General features: G+C 73.8%; 21 protein-coding genes and 1 pseudogene. 10 read left to right on the top strand and 12 right to left on the bottom strand.

Going from position 1 to position 26,853, the window contains the following annotated elements; translation table 11 throughout:
* The first annotated feature begins 154 nt into the window (after positions 1 to 154).
* Positions 155 to 997: a M15 family metallopeptidase gene (locus ACFW5B_RS29675; RefSeq protein WP_386446169.1), complete on the top strand. Its 843-nt coding sequence runs from the start codon at positions 155 to 157 to the stop codon at positions 995 to 997.
* Here ACFW5B_RS29675 and ACFW5B_RS29670 read toward each other — a convergent pair.
* The 4 genes from ACFW5B_RS29670 to ACFW5B_RS29655 all read right to left on the bottom strand — a co-directional run bounded on the left by ACFW5B_RS29670 (position 927) and on the right by ACFW5B_RS29655 (position 5,486).
* Positions 927 to 2,285: an adenylosuccinate synthetase gene (locus ACFW5B_RS29670; protein WP_386446166.1), complete on the bottom strand. Its 1,359-nt coding sequence runs from the start codon at positions 2,283 to 2,285 to the stop codon at positions 927 to 929. The two genes, ACFW5B_RS29675 and ACFW5B_RS29670, sit on opposite strands and share 71 nt — an antisense overlap.
* 53 nt (positions 2,286 to 2,338) lie before the next feature.
* Entirely contained in the window at positions 2,339 to 3,346 is a 1,008-nt protein-coding gene (locus ACFW5B_RS29665; protein WP_386446163.1) for a hypothetical protein, read from the bottom strand.
* A gap of 83 nt (positions 3,347 to 3,429) precedes the next feature.
* Entirely contained in the window at positions 3,430 to 4,497 is a 1,068-nt protein-coding gene (locus ACFW5B_RS29660) for a molecular chaperone DnaJ (RefSeq protein WP_386446160.1), read from the bottom strand.
* Positions 4,494 to 5,486: an NUDIX domain-containing protein gene (locus tag ACFW5B_RS29655; RefSeq protein ID WP_386446157.1), complete on the bottom strand. Its 993-nt coding sequence runs from the start codon at positions 5,484 to 5,486 to the stop codon at positions 4,494 to 4,496. Before ACFW5B_RS29655 ends, ACFW5B_RS29660 begins: the two co-directional genes overlap by 4 nt.
* A gap of 310 nt (positions 5,487 to 5,796) precedes the next feature.
* On the opposite strand from ACFW5B_RS29655, the pseudogene ACFW5B_RS29650 reads away from it, so the two are divergent.
* The 4 genes and pseudogenes from ACFW5B_RS29650 to glpK all read left to right on the top strand — a co-directional run.
* A pseudogene (locus tag ACFW5B_RS29650) lies at positions 5,797 to 6,198 on the top strand (Zn-ribbon domain-containing OB-fold protein); the annotation flags it as partial.
* 201 nt (positions 6,199 to 6,399) lie between these two features.
* A complete protein-coding gene (locus ACFW5B_RS29645) occupies positions 6,400 to 7,578 on the top strand; it encodes a lipid-transfer protein (RefSeq protein WP_386446189.1) in 1,179 nt (392 codons plus the stop codon).
* Between the two features lie 298 nt (positions 7,579 to 7,876).
* A complete protein-coding gene (locus tag ACFW5B_RS29640; RefSeq protein WP_386446154.1) occupies positions 7,877 to 8,644 on the top strand; it encodes an MIP/aquaporin family protein in 768 nt (255 codons plus the stop codon).
* A gap of 90 nt (positions 8,645 to 8,734) precedes the next feature.
* Complete coding sequence (gene glpK, locus ACFW5B_RS29635; protein ID WP_386446151.1) at positions 8,735 to 10,273, top strand: glycerol kinase GlpK; 1,539 nt, start codon at positions 8,735 to 8,737, stop codon at positions 10,271 to 10,273.
* Positions 10,274 to 10,374: 101 nt separating this feature from the next.
* On the opposite strand, the gene ACFW5B_RS29630 is transcribed toward glpK, so the two are convergent.
* From ACFW5B_RS29630 to ACFW5B_RS29620, 3 genes are all read right to left on the bottom strand, one after another.
* Positions 10,375 to 10,986, bottom strand: coding sequence for an ATP/GTP-binding protein (locus ACFW5B_RS29630; protein WP_386446148.1), 612 nt, complete (start codon positions 10,984 to 10,986; stop codon positions 10,375 to 10,377).
* A 250-nt stretch (positions 10,987 to 11,236) separates the two neighbouring features.
* Positions 11,237 to 11,848 carry a TetR/AcrR family transcriptional regulator gene (locus ACFW5B_RS29625; protein WP_386446146.1) on the bottom strand — a complete coding sequence of 204 codons (612 nt, stop codon included), beginning with the start codon at positions 11,846 to 11,848 and terminating at the stop codon, positions 11,237 to 11,239.
* Between the two features lie 64 nt (positions 11,849 to 11,912).
* Positions 11,913 to 12,782, bottom strand: coding sequence for an alpha/beta fold hydrolase (locus ACFW5B_RS29620; protein WP_386446143.1), 870 nt, complete (start codon positions 12,780 to 12,782; stop codon positions 11,913 to 11,915).
* A 214-nt stretch (positions 12,783 to 12,996) separates the two neighbouring features.
* Here ACFW5B_RS29620 and ACFW5B_RS29615 point away from each other — a divergent pair, with 214 nt between their 5' ends.
* Together ACFW5B_RS29615 and ACFW5B_RS29610 are read left to right on the top strand one after the other, a co-directional pair.
* Complete coding sequence (locus ACFW5B_RS29615; RefSeq protein WP_386446140.1) at positions 12,997 to 13,821, top strand: PP2C family protein-serine/threonine phosphatase; 825 nt, start codon at positions 12,997 to 12,999, stop codon at positions 13,819 to 13,821.
* A 55-nt stretch (positions 13,822 to 13,876) separates the two neighbouring features.
* Positions 13,877 to 14,878 (top strand): MASE1 domain-containing protein, encoded by a 1,002-nt coding sequence (locus ACFW5B_RS29610; RefSeq protein ID WP_386446137.1) that lies wholly within the window; start codon positions 13,877 to 13,879, stop codon positions 14,876 to 14,878.
* A gap of 10 nt (positions 14,879 to 14,888) precedes the next feature.
* On the opposite strand, the gene ACFW5B_RS29605 is transcribed toward ACFW5B_RS29610, so the two are convergent.
* From ACFW5B_RS29605 to ACFW5B_RS29595, 3 genes are all read right to left on the bottom strand, one after another.
* Positions 14,889 to 15,302: a DUF742 domain-containing protein gene (locus ACFW5B_RS29605; RefSeq protein WP_386446134.1), complete on the bottom strand. Its 414-nt coding sequence runs from the start codon at positions 15,300 to 15,302 to the stop codon at positions 14,889 to 14,891.
* A 96-nt stretch (positions 15,303 to 15,398) separates the two neighbouring features.
* Complete coding sequence (locus ACFW5B_RS29600; RefSeq protein WP_386446132.1) at positions 15,399 to 15,839, bottom strand: roadblock/LC7 domain-containing protein; 441 nt, start codon at positions 15,837 to 15,839, stop codon at positions 15,399 to 15,401.
* A complete protein-coding gene (locus ACFW5B_RS29595; RefSeq protein ID WP_386446129.1) occupies positions 15,836 to 18,691 on the bottom strand; it encodes a nitrate- and nitrite sensing domain-containing protein in 2,856 nt (951 codons plus the stop codon). Before ACFW5B_RS29595 ends, ACFW5B_RS29600 begins: the two co-directional genes overlap by 4 nt.
* A 270-nt stretch (positions 18,692 to 18,961) precedes the next feature.
* On the opposite strand from ACFW5B_RS29595, the gene ACFW5B_RS29590 reads away from it, so the two are divergent.
* Positions 18,962 to 19,444, top strand: coding sequence for a hypothetical protein (locus tag ACFW5B_RS29590; RefSeq protein ID WP_386446186.1), 483 nt, complete (start codon positions 18,962 to 18,964; stop codon positions 19,442 to 19,444).
* 13 nt (positions 19,445 to 19,457) lie between these two features.
* Here ACFW5B_RS29590 and ACFW5B_RS29585 read toward each other — a convergent pair whose 3' ends face one another.
* The gene (locus ACFW5B_RS29585; protein WP_386446126.1) at positions 19,458 to 19,787 is read right to left on the bottom strand and encodes a bifunctional 3-phenylpropionate/cinnamic acid dioxygenase ferredoxin subunit; all 330 of its coding nucleotides are present in this window, start codon (positions 19,785 to 19,787) and stop codon (positions 19,458 to 19,460) included.
* A 162-nt stretch (positions 19,788 to 19,949) separates the two neighbouring features.
* Here ACFW5B_RS29585 and ACFW5B_RS29580 point away from each other — a divergent pair, with 162 nt between their 5' ends.
* Together ACFW5B_RS29580 and ACFW5B_RS29575 are read left to right on the top strand one after the other, a co-directional pair.
* Positions 19,950 to 20,756: an IclR family transcriptional regulator gene (locus ACFW5B_RS29580; protein ID WP_386446123.1), complete on the top strand. Its 807-nt coding sequence runs from the start codon at positions 19,950 to 19,952 to the stop codon at positions 20,754 to 20,756.
* 227 nt (positions 20,757 to 20,983) lie between these two features.
* A complete protein-coding gene (locus ACFW5B_RS29575) occupies positions 20,984 to 22,093 on the top strand; it encodes an S-(hydroxymethyl)mycothiol dehydrogenase (protein ID WP_386446121.1) in 1,110 nt (369 codons plus the stop codon).
* 27 nt (positions 22,094 to 22,120) lie between these two features.
* Here ACFW5B_RS29575 and ACFW5B_RS29570 read toward each other — a convergent pair whose 3' ends face one another.
* Positions 22,121 to 26,830 carry a hypothetical protein gene (locus ACFW5B_RS29570; protein ID WP_386446118.1) on the bottom strand — a complete coding sequence of 1,570 codons (4,710 nt, stop codon included), beginning with the start codon at positions 26,828 to 26,830 and terminating at the stop codon, positions 22,121 to 22,123.
* Positions 26,831 to 26,853 lie beyond the last annotated feature (23 nt).

The raw sequence follows: 26,853 nt of genomic DNA, 5'->3' as shown, positions 1-26,853 counted from the left end.
TGGCGCCCCGCGACCGGGGCAGCGGGAGGCCATGCGGGGCCGGAAGGGACCGGCGGGCCCCGGTGGCCGGACACCCGGCGGTGGCAGGGCGGCTTGGCCCGCAGCTGTCCGGCAGGCCTTCCGCTCCGGCTGCCCGGCCTGGTAGACGAGGGCCATGCCGAGACTTGCTGCCGCGCTGCGCGGCCTTGCCACCGCTGCCGCCGCGTTGATCGCCGTCCCCGCACTCGCTCCGGGCGCCGCGGCGGACACCGCCGTCCGTCCGGCGCCGTCGTCGCCGTCCGCCCATGGCCCAGGGATGCCGAGGGAGTTCGTCGCGCTCCGCAGCGTGGACCCCACCATCATCCAGGAGATGCGCTATGTCACCCCGCACAACTTCATGGGGGTGCCGGTGACCGGCTACCGGGCCCCGAGGTGCCTGCTGACCCGGGACGCGGCGCGGGCGCTGCACCGGGCGCAGCGCTCGTTCCTGCGCCGCGGCTACTCCCTCAAGGTCTATGACTGCTACCGCCCGCAGCGCGCCGTGAACCACTTCGTGTCCTGGGCCAAGGACCTCGGCGACCAGCGGATGAAGGGCGAGTTCTATCCGCGGGCCGACAAGTCGACGCTCTTCCGGGACGGCTACATCGCGGAGAAGTCCGGTCACAGCCGGGGCAGCACCGTCGATCTGACGCTGGTGCGGCTGCCCGCGCTGCCGACCCGGCCGTACGTCCCCGGGGAGCCGCCGGCGCCCTGTTACGGCCCGAAGGCGGACCGCTTCCCGGACAACTCACTGGACATGGGGACCGGTTTCGACTGCTTCGACACCCTCGCGCACACCCTTGACCCACGGATCACGGGCCGTCAGCGGGCCCACCGTCTGCTGCTGAAGGACGGCCTGGAGCGCGCCGGATTCGTCAACTACCCGAGCGAATGGTGGCACTACACCTTCACACCGGAGACGTTCCCGGACACCTACTTCGACTTCCCGATAGAGCGGTGGTCGCCCGGCCGGTACTGAGGGGCGAGGCCGCCGGGTCGCCCAACGGGCCGGCCTTGTCCGCCGCGGTCGGCCCGCAGGAGGTCAGGAGCACCGGCGCGGACAGGGCGGCGGAGAGGGCGTCGGTCCAGACGTGCGGGTCGCGGCCGGGGCTCTGCCAACGGTCCGGGCGGGCGGTCAACATCCGTCCGGTGAGCGCCTGTTGGTGGTGGAGATTGCCGGGTTCCGCGAGCGGGATGCGGTCCAGGGGGCCGTCGGGGGTGCGGTAGCCGTGGGCGAGGCGCAGGGCGCCGTGGCGGACCGGGGCGTCGAGGTGGGTGACGGCGAGGGCGTCCACTCCCCCGCAGGCCGCCACGGCGTAGGCGTGCGCCGGGACGTCGAAGTGGCCGGCCCGGAAGGCGCCTTGCCAGCGGCCGTGGCCGTTGTGCGGCTCGGGCAGGGCGGCGGTCAGGACCGGGTCCTCGGTGACGAGCGGGCCGCGACCGTGCCGGGTCGTGTAGGTGCGGACGACACCCAGACGCAGCGCGGAGCGGGGCCGGCCGGCCTCGGCGAGGAGGCCTTCGGCGCCCTCGAAGGTGGTGGTGGACCAGGTGGTGTACGGGTGGAAGCCGTGCCCTTCGTCGAGCAGGACGCCCTGAGCGCCCTCGAAGACGGCCGGGCCGCGGCGCAGCAGACGGGGCAGATGGTCCTCGCCGACGAGGGTGACCCGGTCGGCGAAGGCGGTGAAGGCGTCCAGGCAGGCGTCGACGGGTGGTGCGTCGAGCGGGCCCAGCTCGGCGGTGAGGCGGTCGCGGAGCAGGGTGAGTCTGCGGCGCAGCACGGGCCGTGCGGTGCAGTCGCCGGCCGTGGGGGCATCGGCGGGGTGGGCGAGGGCATAGGCGGCGGTTTCGCCGATGCCCATACCGCAGGAGCCGTGCCGGGCGGTTCCGCGAGCCCGTTCGCGGGCGCGGTTGGCGGCCGCGTGGTAAGGCGTGGTGAGCCGGGCGCGACGGTCCACGGTCAGCAGCGCGAGCGGGTCGGGGACGCCGAGCGCGGCGAGGTGGCGGGCCTCGGTGGCGAGCGCCAGAGGGTCCACCATCATCAGCCGGGAGAGATGGGTCGGGACGCCGCTGAAGGTGCCGGAGCCGAACTGGGCGAAGGTGTGGTGGCGGCCGTCGGTGGTGACGACGTTGTGGGCGGCCTGGGCACCGCCGTTGAAGCGGATCACCGCCGTGACCGGCGCCGCGCCCGGACGAGGCGCGCAGAGCCGGTCGACGACGGTGCCCTTGCCGGCGTCGCCGTAGCCGAGATCGACCACGAGGGTGTGCACGGGGGATCGTCTTCCTCTGGGGTTCCTGAGGGATGGGGTGCCGCTCCTACGGGTCAGAGCCGGGTGGTGCCTGTAGCGCCGCTCGTCCCGATGCCGCCGGTGGTGTCGAGCAGCGGTGCCGAGGAGTGTGCGACGGTGCCGCGCCCGCGTCCGAGGGGGGCCAGGGCCTTGCCGACGGCGCCGCCCGCTTCGGAGCCGATGTCGGCGAGGTCGTCGAGTCCGGCGGCGAGGTCGATGGCCTCCTCGCCGAGGCCCACGGTCAGGGCGAGGGTTTCGCAGACCGCGCCGAGGTCGTCGAGCTCGATGACGTTCTGGCCGAGCAGCTTGCGCCAGGTGGCCAGGACGGAGCGGTTGCCGACGTGGGCGGCGCCGGCCGGGACGATGAAGTAGACGTCGAACTTCCGCTGCACTTCGGCCAGGACCGTGGGGAGGGGGATGTCCTCGGCGAGGTCGTCGCCGAAGACCGCGCGGACCTCGCGGGCCTTGACCTTGCCGTACGGCAGCTCGTCGCCGATGAGGAAGAGGTAGCCGCGGCGGCCGCGCTTCTCGTGGCAGTCGAGGGCGGTGTGCCGGGCCATGGCGTAGAGGGCGAGTTCGTAGGACTCGGTCATCTGACCGCCTCCGCCGCCCTCCAGAAGGATGTTGCCGAGGTCGTCGTCCATGCGGTTGTCGGACTCGAACTGGCCCAGCTGGAGCGGCACCCGGTCGCAGGTGGCGTCGCCGACGGCGCCGAAGAGGATCTGCGGGTGCGCCACATACCCCTTGCGCAGCAGCAGCCCGAACAGCTCGGGCAGCTTGGTCTGCAGGGTCCGGGGCACCGCGCGCATCGATCCGGTCACGTCGAAGAGGACGGATATCGCCAGCGAGGCGGGGTGTTCGTCGGAGTCGCGGCTCTCGCGGGTGGTCAGGCCCTTCGGGTCGAGCGACGGGTGCGCCGTCCAGGTGTGGCGCGGGGACGCGGTGGTGACGCGGTCGCTGTAGTCGAAGGCGCTGGTGCCGGAGGCGGCGCGGTAGTGCGCCGCGGCGCCGTAGACGTCGGTGGACCAGGTTCCGGAGCCCATGGTGAATCCCCCTGAGGTGATGGGTGGCTGAGTGGTGGCGAGGTGGGCGGGGCGGGCCGCGTACGGGCGGGTGCCCCGCCGGTTCACGGTCGTTGCCGGGGCATCGTGAACGGGCGGAAGGTGCGGGGCCCGTAGAGGCGGTCGAGGAGTGCGTCGAGCTCGGCCAGCAGCTGCCAGGCGTCGTGCGGGCGGCGGGACTCGGACGGCAGCGTGCAGCCGCGCAGGAACGCCCTCATCGGCCTCGGGGCGCGCTCCCCCATGAGGGCGGCGATGGTGTGGGAGGCGAGGTGGATGTCGGTGGCCTCGGTCGCCGGGCGGCGGCCGGTGACCTCGGGCGGATAGGCGGCACGGTGGCGTTCGACGAGCGCCGGGACGCGGTCGCCGACGGCGGTGCTGTAGCACCAGTCGACGAGGACCAGGCCGTGCAGACCGGGGTGGATGAGGACGTGTTCGGGCAGTACGGCGCCGTGCACCCGGCCGGCCCGGTGCGCCCAGCCGAGGGCGACCAGGAGCCTGCGCCACATCCAGGCGGCGTCGCGCGGGTCGAGGCCGTCCGGGTGGGCGTCGCGGACCTCGGCGAGGGTGTGGAAGGCGCCCGTGGGCACCCGGTCGTCGAGCGGGACCAGGGCGTTGACGCGGCGTTCGGCGCCGGTGTCCGGATCGCGGTGGCGGAAGGACTCCAGCAGGCGCGGCGCATAGGCACGGTGCCGCCGCTCGCCGTGTCGCGCCAGCCGCTCCAGCGACCGGGCCTCCCGCTCCATGAGGTCGTTGTCGGTGACCGTACGCGGGATCTTCAGCAGTGCCCGGTGCCGGCTGCCGTTCTGCTCGTACGAGGCTTCGCGGAGCACCGCGAGGTCACCGGCGGCCAGGGTCGCGCCGAGGGTGTACGTACGGCGGCGGGTGGTCAGGGTCGGGCGGGCGGCGGCGGTGTACTGCTGCCAGAGGGCGCCCAGACGGGCGAACTCGGCCTCGGCGCGCCGCCGTTCGGCGAGGGGCGCGGTGTCGGGGTGCAGCAGCCGGGCGAAGGTGCGGTGGGTCCGGGCGGCTTCGGTGGCGTCGGCGGGGAAGAGGTCGGTGGGCCGGCGGGCCGCGGCCAGCGCGGTGCGGGCGGCGGCGCGGGTGCCCGGGGCGTCCACTGCCGTGGCGGTCATCGCACGCTCTCCTCCCGGTCGGGGCGCAGCAGCGCCGGGTGCAGCAGCCGGGCGTCGCCGGCGCGGTAGAGCCGGGCGCGCGGGCCGCCCCGGGCGCCGCCGCGGGCCGCCGTCGTGCCGGTGGATTCGACGAATCCGGGGACGGAGAGCACCTTGCGGTGGAAGTTCCCGGCGTGCAGCGGGCTGCCCCAGATGGATTCGTAGACGCCGCGGAGTTCGGCGATGGTGAATTCCTCATCGAGGAACGCGGTGGCCAGCGGGGTGTACTCGATCTTCGCGCGGGCCCGGTCGAGTCCGTCCGCGACGATCCGGGCGTGGTCGAAGGCGAGCGGCAGGAGGGCTCGCGGACCGGGCTGCGCCTCCCGCGCCGGGTCGTCCGCGGGCCGGGGCACGGCATCACCCCCGTCGATCCCGTGCCCCGGACCCTGTTCTGGGGGACGCCGCTCAGCCGCGTCCGGTTCGACGAAATCCTGCCCGGTCCTCCGTCCGGGCGGCATTTCCGCCCCGCGGGCGCCGTCCCGGCCGCCGAGATCCAGGTCGGCGACCGGGACCCAGGCCGCGGACGAGGCGTCGCCGCCGCCCCGGGCCTCGGGGAGGTCGGGGGCGAAGGCGAGGTAGGCGACGGTGACGACGGGCATCCGCGGGTCGCGCCCGGGATCGCCGTACGAACCGAGCTGTTCGAGGTGGACCCGCTCCAGCTGGCCGGCCTCCAGGCCGGTCTCCTCGGCGAGTTCGCGGGCGGCGGCCGCGTCGAGCGACTCCCGGCCGGCCCGGACGAAGCCGCCGGGCAGCGCCCAGGCGCCCTGGAAGGGCCGGCCGCCGCGCTCGACGAGCAGGGCGTGCAGGACGCCAGCGCGCAGCGTCAGGGCGACGATGTCGACGGTCACGGCGATGGCGGGGAACTCCCGCGGGTCGTAGGCCGCGAGGAACTCGCGCTCGCCGCCGTCCTGCGCGGCACTGCTCGCGTCGCCCTGCCGGTCCGTGTGCACGACCCGCCACCCCCACCATCATTCTCACTTTGAGTCTTTCTCGGAACGAGAAGAACATAGCACCGGGTATGGACGGCGTCCAGACGAAAGGGGATGCGGGTCAGGCAGGCGGGGACATGGGGCGCGACGGGCGGGAATGCGGTCGGCGTGGGCCGGGTGCGGGTTGATCGCCCGGCGGCCGTACCGGGGTTCCGCCCTCGGCGGCCGCGTGCCACACTCCTGACGTTCCGTCAGTTCTGTGATGTGGCTGTGGCGTGGCTGTTGGTGGGTCTGCGGTGGAGGAGGGGCTGTGGCACGTACGCGGAAGCCGGTGGTGCCGGGGTGGTTCGACCAGGACGCGACGGATTTCCGGCTGCTGGGGACCCGCTGCCGGGCCTGCGGGGCGGTGTTCTTCCCCCGTGAGGACACCTTCTGCCGCAACCCGGCGTGCGGGAGCGGGGAACTGGCGGAGGTGCCGCTGTCCCGGCGCGGCACGGTCTGGTCGTACACCGACGCCCGCTATCGCCCGCCCGCCCCCTACGTCTCCGACCCGGACGCCGCGTGGCAGCCGTACCTCCTGGTCGCGGTGGAACTGGCGGAGGAACGGATGGTGGTCCTCGGTCAGGCCGCGCCCGGCGTCCGCGCCGCGGATCTCACCGTGGGCGCGGAGGTCGAGCTGGTGCCGGGTGTGCTCCACGAGGACGAGGAGCACACCTGGACGACGTGGCAGTGGGCATTGGCGGCGGCGAGTGGGAGCGGGGGCGGGGGCAGGGATGGGGGCAGGGGTGGCGGCGGGGGTGAGAGCGGGGGGCGGGTGGAAACCTCGTCACTACACCCGCCCACCCCCCGAAGGGGGGTGGGCGGCGGGGAAAAAAATAGGGCCACGGATGGACGGCAGCTACACAGGAGCCCCAAAACCCCCGCACACGGCGACGTGGCGGTCCTCGGCGCCGGCATGCACCCCTGGGGCAAATGGGGGCGCAGCTTCGTCGAGTACGGGACGAAGGCGGCCAGGGCGGCGCTCGCAGACGCCGGGCTCGACTGGCGCGCCGTGCAGAGTGTGGTCGGCGCGGACACGGTGCGCGGGGGCTACCCCGGCTATGTGGCGGGCGCGACCTTCGCCAAGGCGCTGGGCTGGCAGGGCGCCCGGGTGACCAGCGTCTACGCAGCCTGTGCGTCGGGCGCCCAGGCCATCGGGACCGCGCGGGCGCAGATCCTTTCGGGGCTGGCGGATGTGGCCCTGGTGGTGGGCGCCGACGCCGCGCCCAAGGGGTTCTTCGCCCCGGCGGGCGGTGAGCGGCCCGATGACCCGGACTGGCTGCGGTTCCGGGTGCTGGGGGCCACCAACCCGGCGTACTTCGGGCTGTACGCGCGCCGCCGGATGGCCCGGTACGGCGACACGGCCGACGACTTCGCACGGGTCAAGGTCAAGAACTCGGCGGCGGGCGCGGCCAATCCGTACGCCCGCTACCGCAAACAGGTCACCGCGCAGGAGGTCGCGGCGTCCGCCGTTGTTGCCGATCCGTTGCGGCTGCTGGACATCTGCGCCACCTCGGACGGCGCCGCCGCCCTCGTCCTGACCAGCATGGACTTCGCGCGCCGGCACGGCGCCACGGACCCGGTCCGGATCCGCGCGGTCTCCACGGCCACGCCGCACTATCCGCGCACGGTCCTGGACCTGCCGGACATCGCCACCGACTCGGCCGCGGCCGTGCCGGAACCGGAGACCGGCTTCCGGGCGTCGATCGCGCACACCGCCTACGAGGAGGCCGGGGTCGGCCCCGAGGACCTCTCGCTGGCCGAGGTCTACGACCTGTCCACCGCCCTGGAGTTGGAGTGGTACGAGGATCTGGGGCTGTGCGGCGCCGGTGAGGGGGCGAAGCTGCTGCGGGACGGTGCGACGGCGCTGGGCGGGCGGCTGCCGGTGAACGCCAGCGGCGGTCTGGCCTCCTTCGGCGAGGCGGTGCCGGCCCAGGCCATCGCTCAGGTCTGCGAACTGACCTGGCAGTTGCGGGGCCAGGCGGGCACGCGTCAGGTGCCGGGCGCCCGGGTCGGGGTGACCGCCAACCAGGGGCTGTTCGGGCACGGATCGGCCGTGATCGCGGTGCGGTGAGGACGGGAGCCTGCCGGGAAGGCGCGGCGGCGGCTCGACCCAGGACACCCGTCCAAGCCTCCGCCGACGGCCTCTCCCTCGAAACCCCTCCGGCAGATGGCGGCCCGCCCCCCCAACACCCTCTCCCGCACGCGACCTTGACGCCCCCTCACCACCGGTGAACACTTCCGGATGCCAGTCGGCATCGCCGTACTCAGGCACCCCGGCCGGGTGGCAGCGGCTGTCCGCTGCCCGCCGGTGGCACGCACCCTGCACGGAGGACCGGGGGACGTCCCCGGGCGAGGGCCAAGGAGCCGCCATGTATTCCAATGGGGACATCGTCGTCGGTGAAGTGATAGGCACCGCGATACTCATTCTCTTCGGTGCCGGCGTGTGCGCCGCCGTCACCCTGCACCACTCCAAGGCGAAGGGCGCCGGCTGGGTCGTGATCGCCTTCGGCTGGGGCATGGCTGTACTGGCCGGTGCCTACACCGCGGCGCCACTGTCCGGCGGGCATCTCAACCCCGCGGTGACGCTGGGCTCGGCGGTCGCGGGCGGCACCGAGTGGGCGAAGGTGCCGGTGTACGTCCTGGCGCAGATGGCCGGCGCGGTGATCGGGGCCGTGCTGGCCTGGGCGCTGTATTACGCGCAGTTCGCCGCCAACGCCGAACAGGGCAAGGCCCAGCCGACGCTGGGGATCTTCGCCACCGGTCCGGAGATCCGCAAACCGGCCGCCAACCTGGTGACCGAGATCATCGCCACCGTCGGGCTGGTGCTGCCGCTGCTGTTCTTCGGCCAGAACAAGGGAATCGGCATCGGCCAGGTCCCCGGCGCGCACGCGGGGATCTACGGCTCCGGGATCAATGTGCTGCTCGTCGCGCTGCTGGTGGTCGGCATCGGGCTGTCGCTGGGCGGGCCCACCGGCTACGCCATCAACCCCGCCCGTGACCTCGGGCCGCGACTGGCGCACGCCGTGCTGCCGATCCCCAACAAGGGTTCGTCCGACTGGGGTTACTCCTGGATTCCGGTGGCCGGTCCGCTGATCGGCGCGGTGCTGTCGGGGCTGGTCCACAACGCGGCGTTCTGACCCGGCCGGACCGCCGGGGCGAGGGCCACCGGGCTCACCCCGCGCCCCCACCCCGCACCCACTCACCAGGACTTCAGGAGGCGTGACGGCATGACGGAGCGAACCGGGAAGACCGAGAAGTACGTCGCCGCGATCGACCAGGGCACCACGTCGAGCCGCTGCATCATCTTCGACCACGGCGGCGCGATCGTCGCCGTCGACCAGCGCGAGCACCGGCAGATCTTCCCCAAGCCGGGCTGGGTGGAGCACGACGCCACCGAGATCTGGTCGAAGGTGCAGGCGGTGGTGGCGGGCGCGCTGACGAAGGCGGGGCTGCGCGCGGACCAGCTCAGTGCGCTGGGCATCACCAACCAGCGGGAGACCACGGTCCTGTGGGACCGGGCCACCGGCCGGCCGGTGCACCATGCGATCGTCTGGCAGGACACCCGTACCTCCCAGCTGTGCGCGGAGTTGGGCGGCGCGGACGGCCAGGACCGCTTCCGGGAGGCCACCGGACTGCCGCTGGCCAGCTACTTCTCCGGGCCCAAGGCTGCCTGGCTGCTGGACGAGGTGCCGGGACTGCGGGCCCGTGCCGAGCGCGGTGAGATCGCCTTCGGCACCATCGACTCCTGGCTGATCTGGAATCTGACCGGCGGCATCGACGGCGGGGTGCATGTCACGGACGTGACCAACGCGGGCCGCACGATGCTGATGAACCTCTCCACACTCCAGTGGGATCCGGCCATCCTGGCGGCGATGAGTGTGCCGGCCGCGATCCTGCCGGAGATCAAGTCGTCGGCCGAGGTGTACGGCACGGCCGTGGGGCAGCTGCACGGCGTGCCGGTGGCGTCCGCGCTCGGCGACCAGCAGGCGGCCGTCTTCGGCCAGACCTGCTACGGCGTCGGCGAGGCCAAGAACACCTACGGCACCGGCTCGTTCCTGCTGCTGAACACCGGCAACCGCCCGGTCCCGTCCAAGAGCGGGCTGCTGACGACGATGGGCTACCAGCTCGGCGGGGAGGCGCCGGTCTACTGCCTGGAGGGGTCGATCGCCATCACCGGCGCCCTGGTGCAGTGGTTCCGCGACCAGCTGGGGATCATCTCCTCGGCCGACGAGATCGAGGCGCTGGCGGCGAGCGTCCCGGACAACGGCGGGGCGTATGTCGTGCCGGCCTTCTCCGGTCTGTTCGCGCCGTATTGGCGCTCCGACGCCCGCGGTGTCATCACGGGGCTGACCGGCTTCGTCACCAAGGCGCATCTGGCCCGCGCCGTACTGGAGGCGACCAGCTGGCAGACCCGGGAGGTGGTGGACGCCATGTACCAGGACTCGGGGGTGCGGATCACCCAGCTGAAGGTCGACGGCGGAATGACCGCCAACCGGCTGCTGATGCAGCATCAGGCCGATGTGCTGGGGGTGCCGGTGATCCGCCCGGTGATCTCGGAGACCACCTGCCTGGGGGCGGCGTACGCGGCCGGTCTGGCGACCGGTGTCTGGGATGACCTGGACGAGCTGCGCGGCCACTGGCAGCGTGACACGGAGTGGACACCGCGGATGGACGGGCCGACCCGCGACCGCGAGTTCGCCAACTGGCGCAAGGCGGTGGAGCGGAGCTTCGGCTGGCTGGCCGAGGACGGTTCGGCGGGCGCGTAGCGCAGCGGCCGCGCGGACCGGCGGCCTCGTGGCTCAGCGGGGCGCGGACCGGGCGGCCGGTACCCCGGACGGCGGGGTACCGGCCGCCCTCCCCCACCCCGTCAGGGCAGCGCGGGCTCCCGCCGGCGGGCACCGGTCCGCATCGCGTGCTCGACCACCGAGATCAGTACATCCCGCGCGGAGTCCTTGACGCGGGCGTCGCACAGCACCACCGGCACCTGGGGGTCCAGGTCCAGGGCGTCCCGTACGGCCTGCGGCGGATAGCGGTCGGCGCCGTCGAAGCAGTTGACGGCGACGGTGAAGGGCAGTCCGCGGCGCTCGAAGTAGTCGATCGCGGAGAAGCTGTCCGCGAGCCGGCGGGTGTCGGCCAGCACCACCGCGCCGAGCGCTCCGCGCGCCAGCTCGTCCCACAGGAACCAGAAGCGGTCCTGCCCCGGGGTGCCGAAGAGATAGAGGACCAGCCCCTCGTTGACGGTGATCCGTCCGAAGTCCATCGCGACGGTGGTGGTCGTCTTGGCCTCCACCCCATCGAGGTGGTCGACCGGACGGCCCGCCTCGGTGAGCCGTTCCTCGGTACGCAGCGGTTTGATCTCACTGACGGCCCCGACCAGGGTGGTCTTGCCTACCCCGAAGCCGCCCGCGACCAGGATCTTGAGCGTCACCGGTTCGACGGCGGCGGACCGTCGGCGGCGATCGGAACGCCCGAAGGCCATGGGATTCTTCTCCTGAATTGCCGTGTATGCGGGTGGAGCTCACGCTTGGTACCCGAGCCTCGCGGCGCACGGGGCAGCAGGTGCAAGGGAACGGTACAACGTGCTCAGCACGGCGCCCACTTGAGATGTGTCACGCCGGGGAGCCGCCGCGGGGCAGAGGTCGCCAACCGGCCCAAATGGGCCGCGGGGGCGGCCGTTGACGGCGCTGCACCGGCTCCTCGTACGGTCCCGGTCCGGCTCGCCCGAGCGGTCAGCGCGGGTTGAGGACCCCCGGCCGGTCCAGCAGCCCCAGCAGGCTCACGAAGCTGGATTCGACGAAGGCGCAGAGTTCGTCGCGGGCGCCGGGCTCCTCGGCGGGCCAGTTGATGACCGCTTCCTCGGCGAACGCCATCCAGGCGCGGGAGGCCAGTTCGAGCCGTGGGGCGTCCGGCATGCCGAGCCGCCGCTGGCCGTCGCGCACCCGGCGGGCGAGGGTCTCGCGGGTCGCGCCGACGATCTCGGTGACGGCGGGGTGGCTGCCGGCGGCGCCCCGTACCAGGGCGAGATAGGCCTGACGGTGTTCCAGGACGTAGGCCACGAACCCGGCGATGAAGGCCCGCATCCAGGCGACCGGCTCCAGCGAGCCGTCCGGTTCCGTCGCGGCGGCGAAGCGGTCGCACGCGGCGCGGACCACCGCGCGGTAGAAGTCGCGCTTGGAGTCGAAGTAGTGGAAGAGCAGCCCGCGGGAGATGCCGGCCCGGCGGGCGACCTCGTCGGTGGACAGCTCGTCCAGGGAGCGGTCGGCGAGCATCTCCAGACCGATCCCGACCAGTTGCTCCCTGCGCTGGTCGGGGGTGAGGCGGGTGGTTCGCTTGCCGGACATGCCCGCAGTTTACGGTGGCGGCGGCCGGGACGGCCGCGGTGTCCCCGCCCGGCCCGCCGCGGTGTCAGACGTACTGTCCGAGGTGCTCCAGGACCGGCGGGGTGACGAGGGCGGGGACCTCTTCGGGAAGCCAGTGGCTGGCCCCTTCGAGCGCTTCGAAGCGGTACGGGCCGTCCACCCACTCGCCGGTCGACTCGGCCGCGCCGCGGCCCAGGGCGACGTCCTCGCTGCCCCACAGGAAGAGGGTGGGGACGGCGATCCGGCCGGCCGGTACGGAGATGACCGACTCGGGGGCGCGGTACCAGTTCAGCGTGGCGGTGAGCGCGCCCGGCGCGGAGAGCCGGCGGACGTTGTCGTCCGCCAGGGCCGCGGGGACCTTGCCGCCGTACGCGGCGCGCAGCCGGGCGGCGCCGTCGGCGAGCAGGGCGGCCTCCGCGGCACCGTCGTCGCGGCGGAAGAAGCGGACGTAGTCGAGCATGTGGTGCTGGACGGTGTCCTCGGCGGCGGCGCGGTTGAGTGCGTCCGGGTGCGGAGTGGCCAGTACGGTCAGGGACTTCAGCCGCTCGGGGTGGGCGCCGGCCACCGCCCAGGCGACCATGCCGCCCCAGTCGTGCGAGACCAGGTGGAAGCGGTCCGCGCCCTGGGAGTCGGCGAAGGCGAGGGCGTCGGCGACGAGTTCGGGCACCGCGTAGTCGGCGATCCGGGGCGGGCGGGCGCGCGGCGAGTAGCCTCGCTGGTCGACGGCGACGGCGCGGTAGCCGGCCGCGCCCAGGGCGGTGAGCACCGCGCTCCAGGAGTCGGCGAATTCGGGCCAGCCGTGCAGCAGCAGCACGAACTCCCCGTCGGCGGGCCCGCAGGCCAGGGCGTCGTAGGTGTGCGGGCCGACCTGGATCTCCAGGCGGTCGAAGGGTGCCGGGGTCGTGTCCGGGGCCATGGCGGCGGATCTCCTTCCGTTGACAAATGCTCAGCAGGCACCGTAGCGCGCCTGTTAAGCGTCGCTCAACAAGTCCGTTCCCCCATGGCCGGAGGCCGGGCGCCGCTCCCCCCGGCCCGCGGCCCGACCGCCAAGACCCCACCCGTCGGCGGTAATCTGAAACCCAGCAGGGAGTCGCCGTACCCGGGGGGCCGATCCGGAGCGGAAGTGCTGGATGGATCAACGCCACACCACCCCGACCCCGCCACCTGACGAGCTGCTGCGCCGCCTGGGCCACCTCACCGGCCAGGTGATGGCACGGATCAAGCTGCAGCAGGCACGGGTGGCGCTGGCCGTCGAACTGCAGCGGCACATGCTCCCGCCCGAGCTGCCGGGGTTGCCCGGACTGCAGACCGCGGCCCGCTACGTACCGGCCCAGACAGGCCTGGACATCGGGGGCGACTGGTACGACGCCTTTCCGCTGCCGGACGGCTCGCTCGGCTTCGCCATCGGGGACGTCCAGGGGCATGACGTCGAGGCCGCCGCCTTCATGGGCATGGTCCGCACCGGACTGCGCGCCATCGCGGGCGCCACCACGGACCCCGGCGACGTGCTGAGCAGGGTCAACGACCTGCTGGTGTCGATGAGCTCCGATCTGCTGACGACCTGCACCTTTCTGCGCTTCGACCCGGCCGCCGGGGAGCTGGCCGACGCCCGCGCCGGGCACGTCCCGGCGATCTGGGGCACCGCCGAGGGCGCGCAGGTGCTCCAGGACCCGGGAGGACTGCCGCTGGGCCTGTTTCCTGACGGGCTGTACCCGGTCACCCGCCGCCGGCTGTCCCGGGCGGGCGCCTTCGTCCTGATCACCGACGGGGTGGTGGAAGGGCCGACGTATCCGATCGAGAAGGGGCTGGCGCGGGTGGCCGCACTGGTCGGCGCGGCGTACGACGCGGACGCCGACGAGCTGGCCGCCGAGGTGATCGGGGTGGCCGATCTGACCGGGCACCGCGATGACGCCGCCGTGCTCGTCCTCCGCCACAGCGGCGGCCCCTACACCTAGGAACCTGCCGCCGGACGGAGCCGGCCCGGCGGCACGGCAACGAGTGGAGGCTCTGGTGAGGCGCACGGAGTGGCTCAGGCGCCATGGGCCCACCGCCGGGTGGATTTTCGGCGTCGCCGCCGTCTACTACGGCAGCGCCGAGCTCGGGCTGCTCCAGGAACTGGTCCGCGGACAGGTCACCCCGCTGTGGCCGCCGACCGGTATCGCACTGACCGCGCTGCTGCTGTTGGGGCCGCGCATCTGGCCGGGGATCACCCTGGGCGCGTTCCTGGTCAATGTGTCGCTGGGGCCGTCGGCGGCCGTGGTGCTCGCGATCGTCGCGGGCAACACCCTCGGTCCGCTGCTCTCCTACCGGCTGCTCCGCCGTGCCGGGTTCCGCGTGGAATTGGACCGGCTGCGGGACGCCGTCGCGCTGGTGTTCCTCGGCGCGCTGACCGGGATGCTGGTGAGCGCGACCATCGGCAGCGGCGCCCTGGTGCTCTCGGGGGCGCTGCCGGCGGGAGAGTTCTGGCCGACGTGGGCGGTGTGGTGGACCGGCGACGCGATGGGCGTGCTGGTGATCACGCCGGTGCTGCTGCTCCTCAGCGCGGCCCGTCGGCCGGAGCGGGCCCGGATCCGTCCGCTCCGGTGGCTGGAGGCGACGCTGCTGGTGGCCTGTACCTGCGCGATCACGCTGCTGGCCGTGAGCAGCCCGGTGAACCTGCTCTACCTCGTCTCACCGTGTCTGATCTGGGCCGCTTTCCGCTTCCAGCGGGCGGGCGCCGCTCCGTGTGCGCTGCTCGTCTCCACCATCGCGATCATCGCGACCGCCGAGGGATGGGGACCGTTCGCCGGGCACGAACTGCTCACGAACATGGCCACCCTGCAGGCCTTCAACGGGATCACCGCGCTGACCGCGCTGCTGCTCGCGGCGGTCGTCACCGAGCGGCGCAACACCCATGAGGAGATCCGCCGGGTCTGCGCACAGCTGGCGGAGGCGATCTCCCGGCTGGATCCGGGCGCCGCCGTCGAGCAGTGGCCGCCGCCGCGGAAGCAGAAACCGGACGGCGGCGGCTGAGCGCGGCGGATCACAGCGCGCGCAGGCCGTCGATCACCTCACGCAGCACCTTCTCGTCGGGCAGCTCGGCCGGCGGCACCGGCCTGCTGACATGGACCAGTCCGGCGTCGAGCAGATCCCCGATCAGGACCCGTACGACGCCGACCGGCAGGTCGAGTTCGGTCGCCAGCTCGGCGACGGACAGCGGCTCCTCCCGGCACAGCGCGACGATGTCGACATGTTCCGGCGAGAGCATCTGGTCGTCGACCGAGTCGTCCGCGCGGCTCTCGGCGATCACCAGCGCGATCAGGTCGAGGCGCCCCTCCGCCGCCGTACGGGTGCGCCCGCGCGTCATCGCGTACGGCCGGACGACCGGGCCCGCGTCGTCGTCGTACCAGCGGCCCGCTTCCCGTCGCCGCGCCGGCCGGCCGTCCTGCTCGCTCATGCCGCGACCTCGCTGCGCCCGGCCCCGCACGCGCGGGGCGCGCACCGCTGCACCACGCGCTCGCCGCCCTCGCTCATGGCATCACCCTCGTCGTGCTCAGGGGGTCAGGCCGGACCGGGGCGCGGTGCCCAGGTGCGCGCCCACGCGCTTGACCAGCAGCGTCATCTCGTAGGCGATCAGCCCGACATCGGAGTCCGCATCGGCCAGCACCGCCAGGCAGCTGCCGTCGCCGGCCGCGCTGACGAAGAGGAACGCGTCGTCCAGCTCGACCATGGTCTGCCGGACCTGGCCCGCGTCGAAGTGCCGGCCGACGCCCTTGGCCAGGCTGTGGAAGCCGGAGGCGACCGCGGCCAGGTGCTCGCCGTCCTCGCGGGTCAGGTCCTTCGAGGCGCCGGTGGCCAGCCCGTCGCTGGAGAGGACGAGTGCCTTGCGGATGGAGCCGACCCGCTCGACCAGTTCGTCCAGGAGCCAGTTCAGCTCACCGGATCCCTTCGCCGAGACCGATGCGGTGGAAGCTGCTGCCTGCGGTGCGGTCATGGACCGTCCCCTCCCGATGTGGTTCCTGGTGCTGTGCTGCCCGTGGCGTTGCCGTCCTGTGCGGCGCTGTCACGGGTGTCCGGGCCTGTGGCGTCCGGGCCTGTGGGGTCCGCGGCCGGGTCCTCGCCCCGCGGTGGCGCGCCGTTCTCGCGCGGGTCCTCGCCGTTGTCGCGCCGGCCGCGCTGCCAGCCGCGCTGGAGCGAGGCCATCCGGGCGCGTACCGCCTCGGCGTCCCGGTCGTCCGCGGCCGGCGCCGAGGGGGTCCGCCGCGCCTCGGCCGGCTCGGCGGGGTCGGGCCTGAGCTGCGGCGCCAGGCTGGCCTGCCGCACCCGGCGGGGCAGTCCGGTGGCCGTGGTCGCCGCGGGCGGGTCCGTCGTGCCGGCGGGCTGCGGAGCGTCCGGCGCCCGGTCCTGCGGTGCGTCGGACGAGGACGGACGGTCGGCGGGACGGCCGGAGCCGGAGCCCCCGGAGCCGGCCTCCGCGGAGCCGGAACCCTCGGCGGCGGAGCCCTCGGTGCCGGGACGCCCGGTGCTGCGCTTGCGCGGTGCCTCGCGGTCGTCGACCGTCCGGCCGTGGTCGGAGACCAGCACCGGCGGGCGGCGGCGGCGCGGCAGCGGTGCCGGCCCGCCGGGCGCCTGGTCCCGGGTCTGCTGGTGCTGCTCGTCCGCCGGCACGGGGGCGATGCTGCGCGGCGCGGAGGCCGGACCGGCGGGCCCGCTCGCGTCGCGGCCGCGTTCCCGCTTGCGGAAGAGCGCGTCCTCGTCGTCGGTGCCCAGCTCGTCCGGGCCGAGCGGCGCCTCCAGTTCGACCGGGCCGTCGATGACGGCCGGCTCCCGCTCCCGCTCGGGCCGCGGCACCGGCAGCTGCGCCAGCGCGGCCAACTTGCCCGCCGCGTGCTCCAGTTCGTTGCCCACGGAGGCGCCGGGGCCCGGTTCGTCGTCCTCCCGGGCGCCGTCGGCGGTCTCGGTGAGGAGCGTGCCGGGGACGAAGACCACGGCGGTGGTGCCGCCGTACGGCGAGGGCTGGAGGGAGACCCGTACGTCCTGCCGCTGGGCGAGCCGGCTGACCACGAACAGGCCGAGCCGGTCGGTGTCGGACAGCTCGAACTCGGGGGTCTCGGCGAGCCGGAGGTTGGCCTCCAGCAGCAGGTCCGGCGCCATGCCCAGACCGCGGTCGTGGATCTCCAGGGTGTAGCCGTTGGCGACCCGCTCGCCGAGCACCTGGACGGCGGTGTGCGGCGGGGAGAAGACCGTGGCGTTCTCCAGGAGTTCGGCGATCAGATGGGTGAGGTCGGACACCGCGGGTCCGTCCACCGCGAGCCGCGGCATCCGGCGTACCTCGATCCGCTCGTAGTCCTCGACCTCGGCGACCGCCGCGCGCACCACGTCCATCAGCTGGATCGGTTTGCGCCACTGCCGGGAGGGGGCCGCGCCGGAGAGGATGACCAGGCCCTCGGCGTGCCGCCGCATACGGGTGGTCAGATGGTCGATGCGGAAGAGGTCGGCGAGTTCGTCGGTGTTCTCGGTGCGCCGTTCCATGGCGTCCAGCAGGGTCAGCTGACGGTGCAGCAGGACCTGGCTGCGACGGGCGAGGTTGACGAACACATCGGCGACGCCACGGCGCATTTCGGCCTGCTTGACGGCGGCCTCGATCGCGGCCCGCTGAAGGGTGTTGAGCGCCTGGCCGACCTGGCCGGTCTCGTCCTGGCCGAAGACCAGCCGGGGCGCCTCGGTCTCCACGTCGATCTGCTCGCCCGCCGCCAGCCGGCGCATGACGCTCGGCAGCCGGACGCCGGAGACGTCATGGGCGGCCTTGCGCAGCCGGACCAGGTCGCGCACATGGCGGCGGCCGATCCGGAACGAGACGATGATCGAGACCAGCAGCGCGATGAAGCCGAGGACACCGGCGATGGCGGCCTTGAGCAGGATGTTCGTGGCGACCGGGGCGACCCGCTCCTGGTAGCGGTCGGCGGCGGCCTTGCCCATCCGCTGGAGGTCGCCGAGGACCTTCTTCGCCGCGGTGTTCCAGCGCTCGGCGTTGACCCTCCGCGGCCCGTCCTCGGCGCCGGCGGCGATCACCCGGTCCTCGTAGGAGGTCAGTTCGCGGGCCTTCGCGGAGTGCCAGTAGTCCTGGTAGAGGGCACGGTCCTTGGCGGGCAGCGCGGACAGGCCGGTTTCGTAGAGGACCCGGCGCTCGGCGACGTGGTCGGACAGCGTCCGCAGATCGCGTTTGCTCATGGTGCCGGAGACCAGCACCGCGGACATCAGCGCGTCCTCGCGGGCGACGGCCTCCCGGGCGCGGGTGATGATGACCAGCGCCCGGCCCTGCTTGTCCATCTCCACGTTCTCCAGGGCGTGGAGCGCGGACAGGAAGTCATAACTGGGATCGACCAGGGAGTTGTAGCCCTCCATGGCCTCGTCACGGGAGAGGGTGTTGTCCTCGACCTGGGTGCGCAGCGAACCGAGTCCGGACAGGCCCTTGAGGATGCCGCGCATCCGGGTGCCGGCATCGCCGGCCAGGCCCTCGCGGATGTCGCGGGTGCCGGCGTCGCTGCGGAGCCGGGTGACGGCCTCGTCGGTGTCCCGGGTCCGGGCGCGCAGCTCGCCGAGCGCGTCGGCGCCGCGCCGGTCGGCGAGGTAGAGCAGGCTCTGCCGGCGCTCGGCCTGCAGGGCCTGGACGACGCCCTCGACCGGATACCCCAGTTTCTGGACGACGTTGCCGACGTCCAGCAGCTGGTTGGCCTCGCGCCCGGTGAGGTAGGTCATGAACGCCCACATGGACGTCAGGGACACCAACGGTACGAGCAGCAACGCCACGATCTTCCGGCGGACCGACTTCCCGCGAAAGCGCATGGCCTCCCCAACGTCAACCCCGGCGCACGGGGGTGGTGTTCCGTCAACAAACGGCGCGAGCCTACTACTGTCGGGGGACCGAGCCGAAGGCCCGCCCGCAGGTCGGGGCAGGCGGCCGGGGAGGGATCGTCACGAGTTGTCCGTCGATTCCCGGACAACCCACCCGTGTTTCCCGGACCCTCACCTGCCCTCGGTGTCCGGAGGTAAGCCGGTCGGTTGGCCGGTTTTTGCTCTACCCCGGGTAACCCGGTGCGCGTCCGGTACGTGACCATGGGAAGGGACGGGGTGCGGCCCAGGGCGGGTACCGGTGAATTCCGGGCAGCCGCCGGGGAACCGGACACGTGGGGCGAGTGCGGGGAGAGTGACGCGGTCATGGACACCGGCAGAAGGCCGTTGTGGCGGGAGGAGCCGGCGGGCCGGCGCCGGATGGCGGAGCCGGTGCGCACCGCCGCCGTGCGCGCCGTGATCATCGTGGCGCTCACCCTGATCCAGGCGATGGTGGCGTTCCTGTGCACCCTGGCGGGCTCCTGGATGGCGTTTCCCGCGGTGCTGAGCACGGTCGCCAGCACGGTGGTCGCCACCTGGGGAGTGCTGGACGTCTGGGTGACCCGGCAGGTATGGGTGCAGCGCAACGGGGTGCAGTCGCAGCCGAGCAGTACGGCCCGGGAGCTGCGCCGCGAGCGGCGGCAGGCGCGGCGGCAGCAGCGCCGCGAGGAACGGGGCACGTCGGGGGCCGATCGCGCGGCCGCGTGACCGACCGGCCTTTTTACGCCACGGCCTCTTCCCGTACGGCGGGCCGCACATGAATGATGCCGTCCAGGACGTCGACCTGGTGTGCGCGCACCGGCCGGCGGGCGGGCAGACAGGCCGGGGCTCCGGTGCGCAGGTCGAACAGGGCCGCATGCAGCGGGCATTCGACGAAACAGCCCTCGACCCAGCCCTCGGAGAGCGAGGCGTCCTGGTGACTGCAGGTGTCGTCGACGGCGTAGTAGCCGCCCTCGGCATGGAAGACCGCGATGGCCGGCGTGGCGTCGTCGATCTCGATCCGGAGGGCCTCACCCTCGGGCAGGTCCTCGATACGGCAGACGGGAATCATCTGGTCCCCCTCGCGACTGATCGGTATCGTGTGTTCTGAATAACGCATCGGAAAGCGCGATGCGCAACAGAATCCAAGCCGGGGCAGCGGGCCGTCAAGGGCTTCCCGGCGGTTGTCCTCAGACGCGCCCCGCGGGGCCACCGGGTGGTGAGACGAAGACCCATGTCGAACACGAGCGATGCGGCGGACGACCGGTCCGAGGAACGGCGCGGCGGCGCGGGGTCCGTCCAGTCCGTGGACCGCGCGGTGAGCGTGCTGGAGATCCTGGCCAAGCTGGGCGAGGCCGGGGTGACCGAGATCTCCGAGGAGCTGGGCGTCCACAAGTCGACCGCGTTCCGCATCCTCGGGGTGCTGGAGAACCGCGGGCTGGTGGAGCAGGAGCGGGAGCGCGGGAAGTACTACCTGGGCGCCGGGGTGCTGCGGCTGGCGGGTGCCGCGGCGATCCGGCTGGACATCTCGCAGGAGGGCCAGCCGGTGTGCCGGGCGCTCGCCGAGGACACCGGGGAGACCGCCAACATCGCGGTACTGGACGGCGATGCGGCGGTCAACATCATGCAGGCCAGGGGCTCGGCCGCGGTCACCGCGTACAACTGGCTGGGCCGCCGGACCCCGCTGCACGCCACCGCCAGCGGCAAGGTCCTGCTGGCGCATCTGCCGGCCCCGCGCCGGGAGACCCTGGTGACCCGCAAGCTGCCGCGGTTCACCGAGCACACCCTGACCACGGCGGCCGGTCTGCGCGAGCAGCTTGCCGCCGCGCTGGACGACGGGTTCGCCTGCACCAGCGAGGAGTTGGAGATCGGGCTGAACGCGGTGGCGGCGCCGGTACGGGCCCATGACGGCGCGGTGATCGGCGCGATCGGCGTCTCCGGTCCGGCATACCGGATGGAGCGTCAGCTGCTGCCGGAGCTCGCGGAGCGGGCGGCGAAGGCGGCCGCCGATCTCTCCCGTCTGATGGGGTACGCGGGGTGAGCGGGGTAGCGAAAAATCCCCCCTTGACGTACGCCTGACGGACTTCCAGCATGTCTCCTATAGCGCAACCAAGCGCACTATAGGCAACACGGCGACAGCGGTGGCCCCTTCCTCCGCCGCTGCGCCTTCCCCGCACAGCGCACCACTCCACCCCCCACGGCATCCGTGCCACCTCACGCGTGCTACCCGCCCTGCCGCCGCCGCAGGCGCTGTTTTAGGAGTGAGACATGCCGCACGAAGCCCGCGCCGTCGTCGCCCTCAAGAAGGGCGCCCCCGTCGAGGTGCTGCCGATCCTCGTGCCCGATCCCGGTCCGGGCGAGGTGCTCGTGGCCGTCCAGGCCTGCGGGGTGTGCCACACCGACCTGCACTATCGCGACGGCGCGATCGGCGATGCCTACCCCTATCTGCTCGGCCACGAGGCCGCCGGTGTCATCGAGGCCGTCGGCCCCGGCGTCACCGAACTGGCGCCCGGCGACTACGTGGTGCTCGCCTGGCGTGCGCCCTGCGGACAGTGCCGCGCCTGCCGTCGCGCCCGGCCCTGGTACTGCTTCGACTCCCGCAACGCCGTCCAGCCGATGACCCTGGCTGGGGGCACCCGGACGGAGTCTGGGGGAGGAACCGAGCTGACCGCTGCCCTCGGTATCGGCGCCTTCGCCGAGAAGACACTGGTCGCCGCCGGACAGGCGGTCAAGGTCGATCCGTCGGCGCGCCCGGAGGCCGCGGGGCTGATCGGCTGCGGGGTGATGGCCGGGTACGGCGCGGCGGTGCACACCGGCGGGGTGGGCAGCGGGGACACCGTCGCCGTCATCGGCTGCGGCGGGGTCGGCAACGCCGCCATCGCGGGCGCCTCCCGGGCCGGCGCGCGGCGCGTCATCGCGGTGGATCTGGACGACGGCAAGCTCGACGCCGCCGAGCGGTTCGGCGCCACCGACACCGTCAACTCCCGTGGTACGGACCCCGTCGAGGCGGTCCGGGCGCTGACCGGCGGGCACGGCGCGGATGTCGTGATCGACGCGGTGGGCCGCCCCGAGACCTACCGGCAGGCCTTCTACATGCGGGACCTGGCCGGCACGCTCGTCCAGGTCGGCGTCCCCGACCCCGACATGCGCATCGAGCTGCCGCTCCTCGACCTCTTCGCGCGCGGCGGCGCCCTGAAGTCCTCCTGGTACGGCGACTGCCTGCCCAGCCGCGACTTCCCCGTCCTGATCGATCTGTTCCTGAGCGGCAAGCTCGACCTGGAGCGGTTCATCAGCGAGACCATCGCGCTCGACGACATCGAACCGGCCTTCGCCAAGATGCAGCGCGGGGAGGTCCTGCGGTCGGTGGTGGTGGTCTGACCGCCCACAGCCCTCCCACGCCGCCGGTCAGCCGCCGGCCGGGTCCGCCGGCTCCTCAAGGGCCGACTCCTCAGGAGCCGGCTCCTCCGGGCGGCGGTACATCCGCGTCGCCGTGATCTGCCCGTGCACCGCCTCGCCGGACGGGTCCGGCTGCGGCAGCCCCGGCCGCAGATGCTCCTCGACGCTGATGTACTTCAGCCCGGCCCGCAGGTCCGCGTCATTGCGCAGCCGGATGACCAGCGGGAACTCCGCGAGCGCGGTGGTGTCGAACAGGCCGGTGGTGTACAGCAGCTGGACGCCCAGCGCATCGGCGACGGCGCGCTGCAGCTCCAGCAGATAGGTGGCGTTGGCGCGGCCGATGGGGTTGTCCAGGAAGAGCGTGCCCGCGTGCCGCTGCTTGTCGCGGCCCCGGTCGTTGCTGCGCAGCGCGGCCATCGTGCAGTACAGCGCGATGGCCGCGGTCAGCAGCTGGCCGCCGGAGAACACATCGCCCATCTGCCCGACCGGCACCCGCTCGGCGCGCAGCACCGCGTCCGGCTTGAGGATCTCCACGGCCACGCCGCGCGGCAGCAGCGCCGCGCTGACCCCGCGCAGCAGCAGGGACATCCCGTCCCGCCGCAGATCGCTGTTCTTCTTCACGGCCGCGCGGGTCGCCTCGTCGATCACCTCGCCCAGCCGCTCGGTGAGCGTGGCCTGGTCGGGGTCCTCGAAGCGGATCCGCAGGAACTCCTGGCCGGACCACTCCCCCAGCCCCTCGGGCAGCCGCGACAGCCGCTGGGCGGAGCGCAGCGTGGTCAACGAGGACTCGACCAGGCCGCGGAGCCGGTCGACGATGGAGTCGCGGTTGCGCTCCAGCTGCTCCAGCTCGTCGGTGAGCACCCGCAGCCGGGGGGCGAAGGCCTCCGCCCACTTGGCGGCGTGGTCCGGGAGGGCCGCCGCGGGCAGTTCGCGGATCTGCTGCCGGGCGGGGGTGCGGACCTGTTCGTAGCGGGTGGAGTTGGCGTGCCGTACGAGGATGTCGCTCGCCTCGCGCACCGCGGACTCGGCGGTGGACAGATCGGCGGCGCAGCCGCGCAGCGAGCGGCGGGACTCGGCGGCGGCCTGCCGGGCGTCCGCCAGCCGGCCCGCGTACGGCTCGACCGGGCTGTCCGCCGCGTCCTCCGCGTCCTGGTTGTCCCGGAGCAGATCGCGCAGCAGGGCGGCGGTCTCGTCGAAGCCGCCGGCCGCGTCCTCTGCGGCGCGGTGGCCGCGCAGCAGCTCCTCGTGCCGGTCCCGGGCGTTGGTCAACGCCTCGGTGGCGGTGGTGAGTTCGCCCGCCGCGGCGCGCAGCAGCTCCTTGGCGCGGTCGGCGTCGGCGGGCACCAGGTCCTCGGGCAGCTCGGTGTGCGCCTCACCGTCCGTGGGGGCCAGTCGCTCGGCCTCACCGCGCAGCCGGCCGAGCTGTTCACTGGCGGCCGAGGCGCGGGTCTCCAGCATGTGCACCAGCGATTCGGCGCGGGCGGCGGCGGCCTGCCGGGAGGGGCCGTCGGCGGCGTCCGGGCTCTCCAGGAGGGCCTCCGCGCGGGTGCGGACCTTGTTGGTGAGGCGGTTCAACTCGGCCAGGGCGGCGCTCTCGTCGCCCTCGGCGCGAGCCTGCTCGGCGCGCAGATCGGCGCCGACACCGACCTTCTCGTACAGCTGGGAGGCGGCGCGGTAGGCCTCGCGCAGTGCGGGCAGGGACGTGCTCGCGCCCTCGGGGGCCTCCCCCAGGTCGTCCGGGACACCGGCGATCTCGGCCCGCTCGGCGCGCAGCGCACGGGCGGTGCGACGGGCGTCGTCGGCGGCGCGCTGCGCGGCCCGGCGGTCCTCGTCGGCGGCCCGCGCGCGGTCCACGCACTCCTCGGCGCGGGCCTCGAACTCGGCGCCCTCGTCGGCGAGTTCCCGCAGCCGGGACTGCCAGGAGGCGCGCTCGCGCAGCCGGTGGGCCAGTCCGGCCAGCAGGTCGGCGGCGCGGCGGGCGCGCTGTGCCGTCTCCTGGCGATCGTCGCGCTCCCGGGTGGCCTCGGCCGCGCTCTCGTCGAGCTCGGCGCGCGCCGCGCGGGCCTCGGCCAGCTCCGCGGCCGCCTCCTCCGCGGCGGTCCGGGTCTCCGCCGCGGCGGCGGCCAGCTCCGCGAGGCGACCGGCCGGGCAGCCGGTACGCCACGAGCCGAGCCGGGCGGCCAGCGCACGGTCCCCGGCGAGCCGGGCGGCCAGCGCCCGGATCTCCTCGTCCCGCTCTATGGCGCGCGCCCGCAGCGCCTGGCGCTCCTCGTCGGCGGCGGATTCGTCGTGCATCGCGGGGTTCGGCGGTACGAGGAAAACGCCGTAGGCGCCGGATTCCCGCTCGTCGGGAGCGGGGGTGGGGGCGAGCAGCGCGGCGGCGGTGCCGACCGCGACGGCCGAGCGGGGCAGCAGCGCGGCCTGGGCGAGCACCTCGCGGGCCCGCGCATGGGTGTCCGGGTCCGTGATGATCACGCCGTCGACCAGCTCGGGGCGGGCGGCGAGCACCCGGGTGTGGTCTGCGGGGTCGACGGACTGGGCGAGGTAGCGCCAGCCCGGCAGCGCGGGGACGCCGTGCTCGCCGAGGTACTCCACGGCGGCCAGCACATCGGGCCCCGGGGGCAGCAGACCGCCGTCGCCCAGCGCGCCGAGGATGCGGGAGTCGTCGGCGGCGGCCGTGCGCAGGTCGAACAGCTGCCGCTCGGCGCCGGCGACGCCCTCCTCCAGCAGCTCGCGCAGCCCGTCGGCGTTGCGGTCCAGCTCCTCGGCGGTGAGCGGGCCGGCGGCCGGACGGCGCGGAGTTCCCTGCTCCGTACCGGACACGGCCGTACGCGGACCGGGCACGCCGGGGGACGCGGCCTCGGACTGCGGCAGTCCGAGGAGGTCGGCGAGCCGCTGCTCGGCGCCGATGGACTCGGCGGCCCGGCGCTCGGCCTCGTAGGCGCGCCCGGCCGCCTCGGCGGCGTCCTCGGCGCGGGCCGCGGAGAGTTCGGCGGCGGAGTGCCGGGCGGTGGCCTCGCGGGCGCGGTCGGTGGCCTGCCGGGCCGCTTCCCGGGCCGAGTCCCAGGCCTCGACGGCGGTCTTCTCGGCGTCCGAGGCGGCGAGCGCGGCACGGGCCGGGTCGGCGTCGGGGGCACTGTCGTCCAGCCAGCCCGCCCGGACGGCCTCGGCGGTCTCCTCGGCGACCTCGGCGAGCCGCTGCTTGAGGTGTTCGGCCTCGCTGCGGGCGCGCTGGGCGTGGGTGGCGGCGGTGGTGGCGTCGCGGTGCGCCGATTCACCCGCCTCCTGGAGGGCGGCGGAGCGTTCCTCCTCCTCGTTGGCGACCCGCTCACCGGCCTCGGCCGCCGCGTGCAGTGCGCGGACGAGGTCGGCGGCGGCGGTGGCACGGGCGGCGAGCGCGGGCGCGGCGTCCCGCTCGGCCTCGCGGATGGCGGCGGCGACCCGGGCCGAGCGGTCCGCGGCGGCGCGGTGCCGCAGCGCGGTCTCGGCGGCCTGCCAGGCGCTGTGCAGTGTGCGGGCGTCGTTGAGTTCGCGGCGCTGGGCGGCGGCGCCCTTCTCGGCGGCGGCCAGCGCCAGCGAGGCGTGCCGGTAGGCGAGTTCGGCGGAGACCAGGGAGCGGCGGTCGCGGACCTGCTCGGCGTCGGTGACGCGGTGCGCCGCGGCGGCGACCTGCTCGGCCAGCTCGGCGGCGCGGCCGCGCTCCTCCGTGCCGCGGGCGTGCAGCCGCTGGGCGAGGGCGCGGGTGCGGCGCTCGGCTCCGGCGTGCACCTCGCGGGCGCGTTCACGCTGTTCGGCGGCGTCGGCGATGCGGGAGAGCAGGTCGAGGGAGCCGGCCGTGAAGTCCCGTTCGGCGGTGAGCTCGGCGCGCCGGCCGAGCTTGTGGGCGAAGCCGTGCACGAGGTCGGCGAGGCCGTCGGTGTCGCGGGTGTCCGTGACGGCGCGCAGCAGCAGGTCGGTGAAGTCCGAGTCGTTCTTCACCGCGAACAGGCCGGCCGCCTCGCCCTCGTCGGCGTTCATCTCCCGCTGGTAGCGGAAGAGTTCCGGGTCCAGGCCCAGTTCGCCGAGGTGTTCGTTCCAGCGCTCGTGGATCTCCTCCCAGACGACATCCAGGTTGGGGTAGTTCTTCCCCGCCTCGGTGAGGATGTCGCGGAAGCCCTTCATCGTGCGGCGCCGGCCCTGGGCGCCGGAGCTGCCCTCACCGTTCTCCTGGCGGGGGCGGACGACGGTGGCCTCGGCGACGGGGAGGGAGTCCAGGCTCATCCCGGGTCCGGGCCGGAAGCTGTACCAGGCCTCGGCGAACTTCCGCGGGTCGTTGGAGACCTGCCGCCCACGCCACTCGCTGACCTTGCCGACGACCACGCTCTCGCCGGTGACCACGTGCTGCCACTCCAGGGCGACATGGCCGCAGTCGTCGGCGAGCAGGAACTTGCGCAGCACGCCGGAGCTGGCGCCGCCGAGGGTGTTGCGGTGGCCGGGCAGCATCACCGAGAAGATCAGCTTGAGCAGGACGGACTTGCCGCCGCCGTTCTCCAGGAAGAGCACGCCCGCGGGCGCCGGGCGGCGCGGCGGGCCCACCGGTTCGTCCTCGAAGAAGTCCGCCTGGGCCGGGGCCGGTTGGGGTACGGGCGCACCGACTCCGCGCAGGTCCAGCACGGTGTCGGCATAGCGCGCACCGGCGGGCCCGATGGAGTAGAGGCGGACCCGGGACAGCTCGTACATGGCGGACTCTCGTTGTCGTGTCG

Source organism: Streptomyces sp. NPDC058773, assembly GCF_042746015.1.
In the GTDB taxonomy this organism is placed as follows: domain Bacteria; phylum Actinomycetota; class Actinomycetes; order Streptomycetales; family Streptomycetaceae; genus Streptomyces.
The sequence above is the reverse complement of the archived record's forward strand: the minus strand, read 5'-3'. Positions and strand labels throughout refer to the sequence as shown.

Bases quoted from the DNA above. Each gene is read 5' to 3' on its own strand.
- ACFW5B_RS29620 (WP_386446143.1), bottom strand. From the start codon at position 12,782: ATGGCCCCGGACACGACCCCGGCACCCTTCGACCGCCTGGAGATCCAG.
- ACFW5B_RS29630 (WP_386446148.1), bottom strand. From the start codon at position 10,986: ATGGCCTTCGGGCGTTCCGATCGCCGCCGACGGTCCGCCGCCGTCGAA.
- ACFW5B_RS29585 (WP_386446126.1), bottom strand. From the start codon at position 19,787: ATGATTCCCGTCTGCCGTATCGAGGACCTGCCCGAGGGTGAGGCCCTC.
- ACFW5B_RS29575 (WP_386446121.1), top strand. From the start codon at position 20,984: ATGCCGCACGAAGCCCGCGCCGTCGTCGCCCTCAAGAAGGGCGCCCCC.
- ACFW5B_RS29590 (WP_386446186.1), top strand. From the start codon at position 18,962: ATGGGAAGGGACGGGGTGCGGCCCAGGGCGGGTACCGGTGAATTCCGG.
- ACFW5B_RS29625 (WP_386446146.1), bottom strand. From the start codon at position 11,848: ATGTCCGGCAAGCGAACCACCCGCCTCACCCCCGACCAGCGCAGGGAG.
- ACFW5B_RS29605 (WP_386446134.1), bottom strand. From the start codon at position 15,302: ATGAGCGAGCAGGACGGCCGGCCGGCGCGGCGACGGGAAGCGGGCCGC.
- glpK (WP_386446151.1), top strand. From the start codon at position 8,735: ATGACGGAGCGAACCGGGAAGACCGAGAAGTACGTCGCCGCGATCGAC.
- ACFW5B_RS29665 (WP_386446163.1), bottom strand. From the start codon at position 3,346: ATGGGCTCCGGAACCTGGTCCACCGACGTCTACGGCGCCGCGGCGCAC.
- ACFW5B_RS29675 (WP_386446169.1), top strand. From the start codon at position 155: ATGCCGAGACTTGCTGCCGCGCTGCGCGGCCTTGCCACCGCTGCCGCC.
- ACFW5B_RS29595 (WP_386446129.1), bottom strand. From the start codon at position 18,691: ATGCGCTTTCGCGGGAAGTCGGTCCGCCGGAAGATCGTGGCGTTGCTG.
- ACFW5B_RS29615 (WP_386446140.1), top strand. From the start codon at position 12,997: ATGGATCAACGCCACACCACCCCGACCCCGCCACCTGACGAGCTGCTG.
- ACFW5B_RS29580 (WP_386446123.1), top strand. From the start codon at position 19,950: ATGTCGAACACGAGCGATGCGGCGGACGACCGGTCCGAGGAACGGCGC.
- ACFW5B_RS29640 (WP_386446154.1), top strand. From the start codon at position 7,877: ATGTATTCCAATGGGGACATCGTCGTCGGTGAAGTGATAGGCACCGCG.
- ACFW5B_RS29570 (WP_386446118.1), bottom strand. From the start codon at position 26,830: ATGTACGAGCTGTCCCGGGTCCGCCTCTACTCCATCGGGCCCGCCGGT.
- ACFW5B_RS29660 (WP_386446160.1), bottom strand. From the start codon at position 4,497: ATGACCGCCACGGCAGTGGACGCCCCGGGCACCCGCGCCGCCGCCCGC.
- ACFW5B_RS29600 (WP_386446132.1), bottom strand. From the start codon at position 15,839: ATGACCGCACCGCAGGCAGCAGCTTCCACCGCATCGGTCTCGGCGAAG.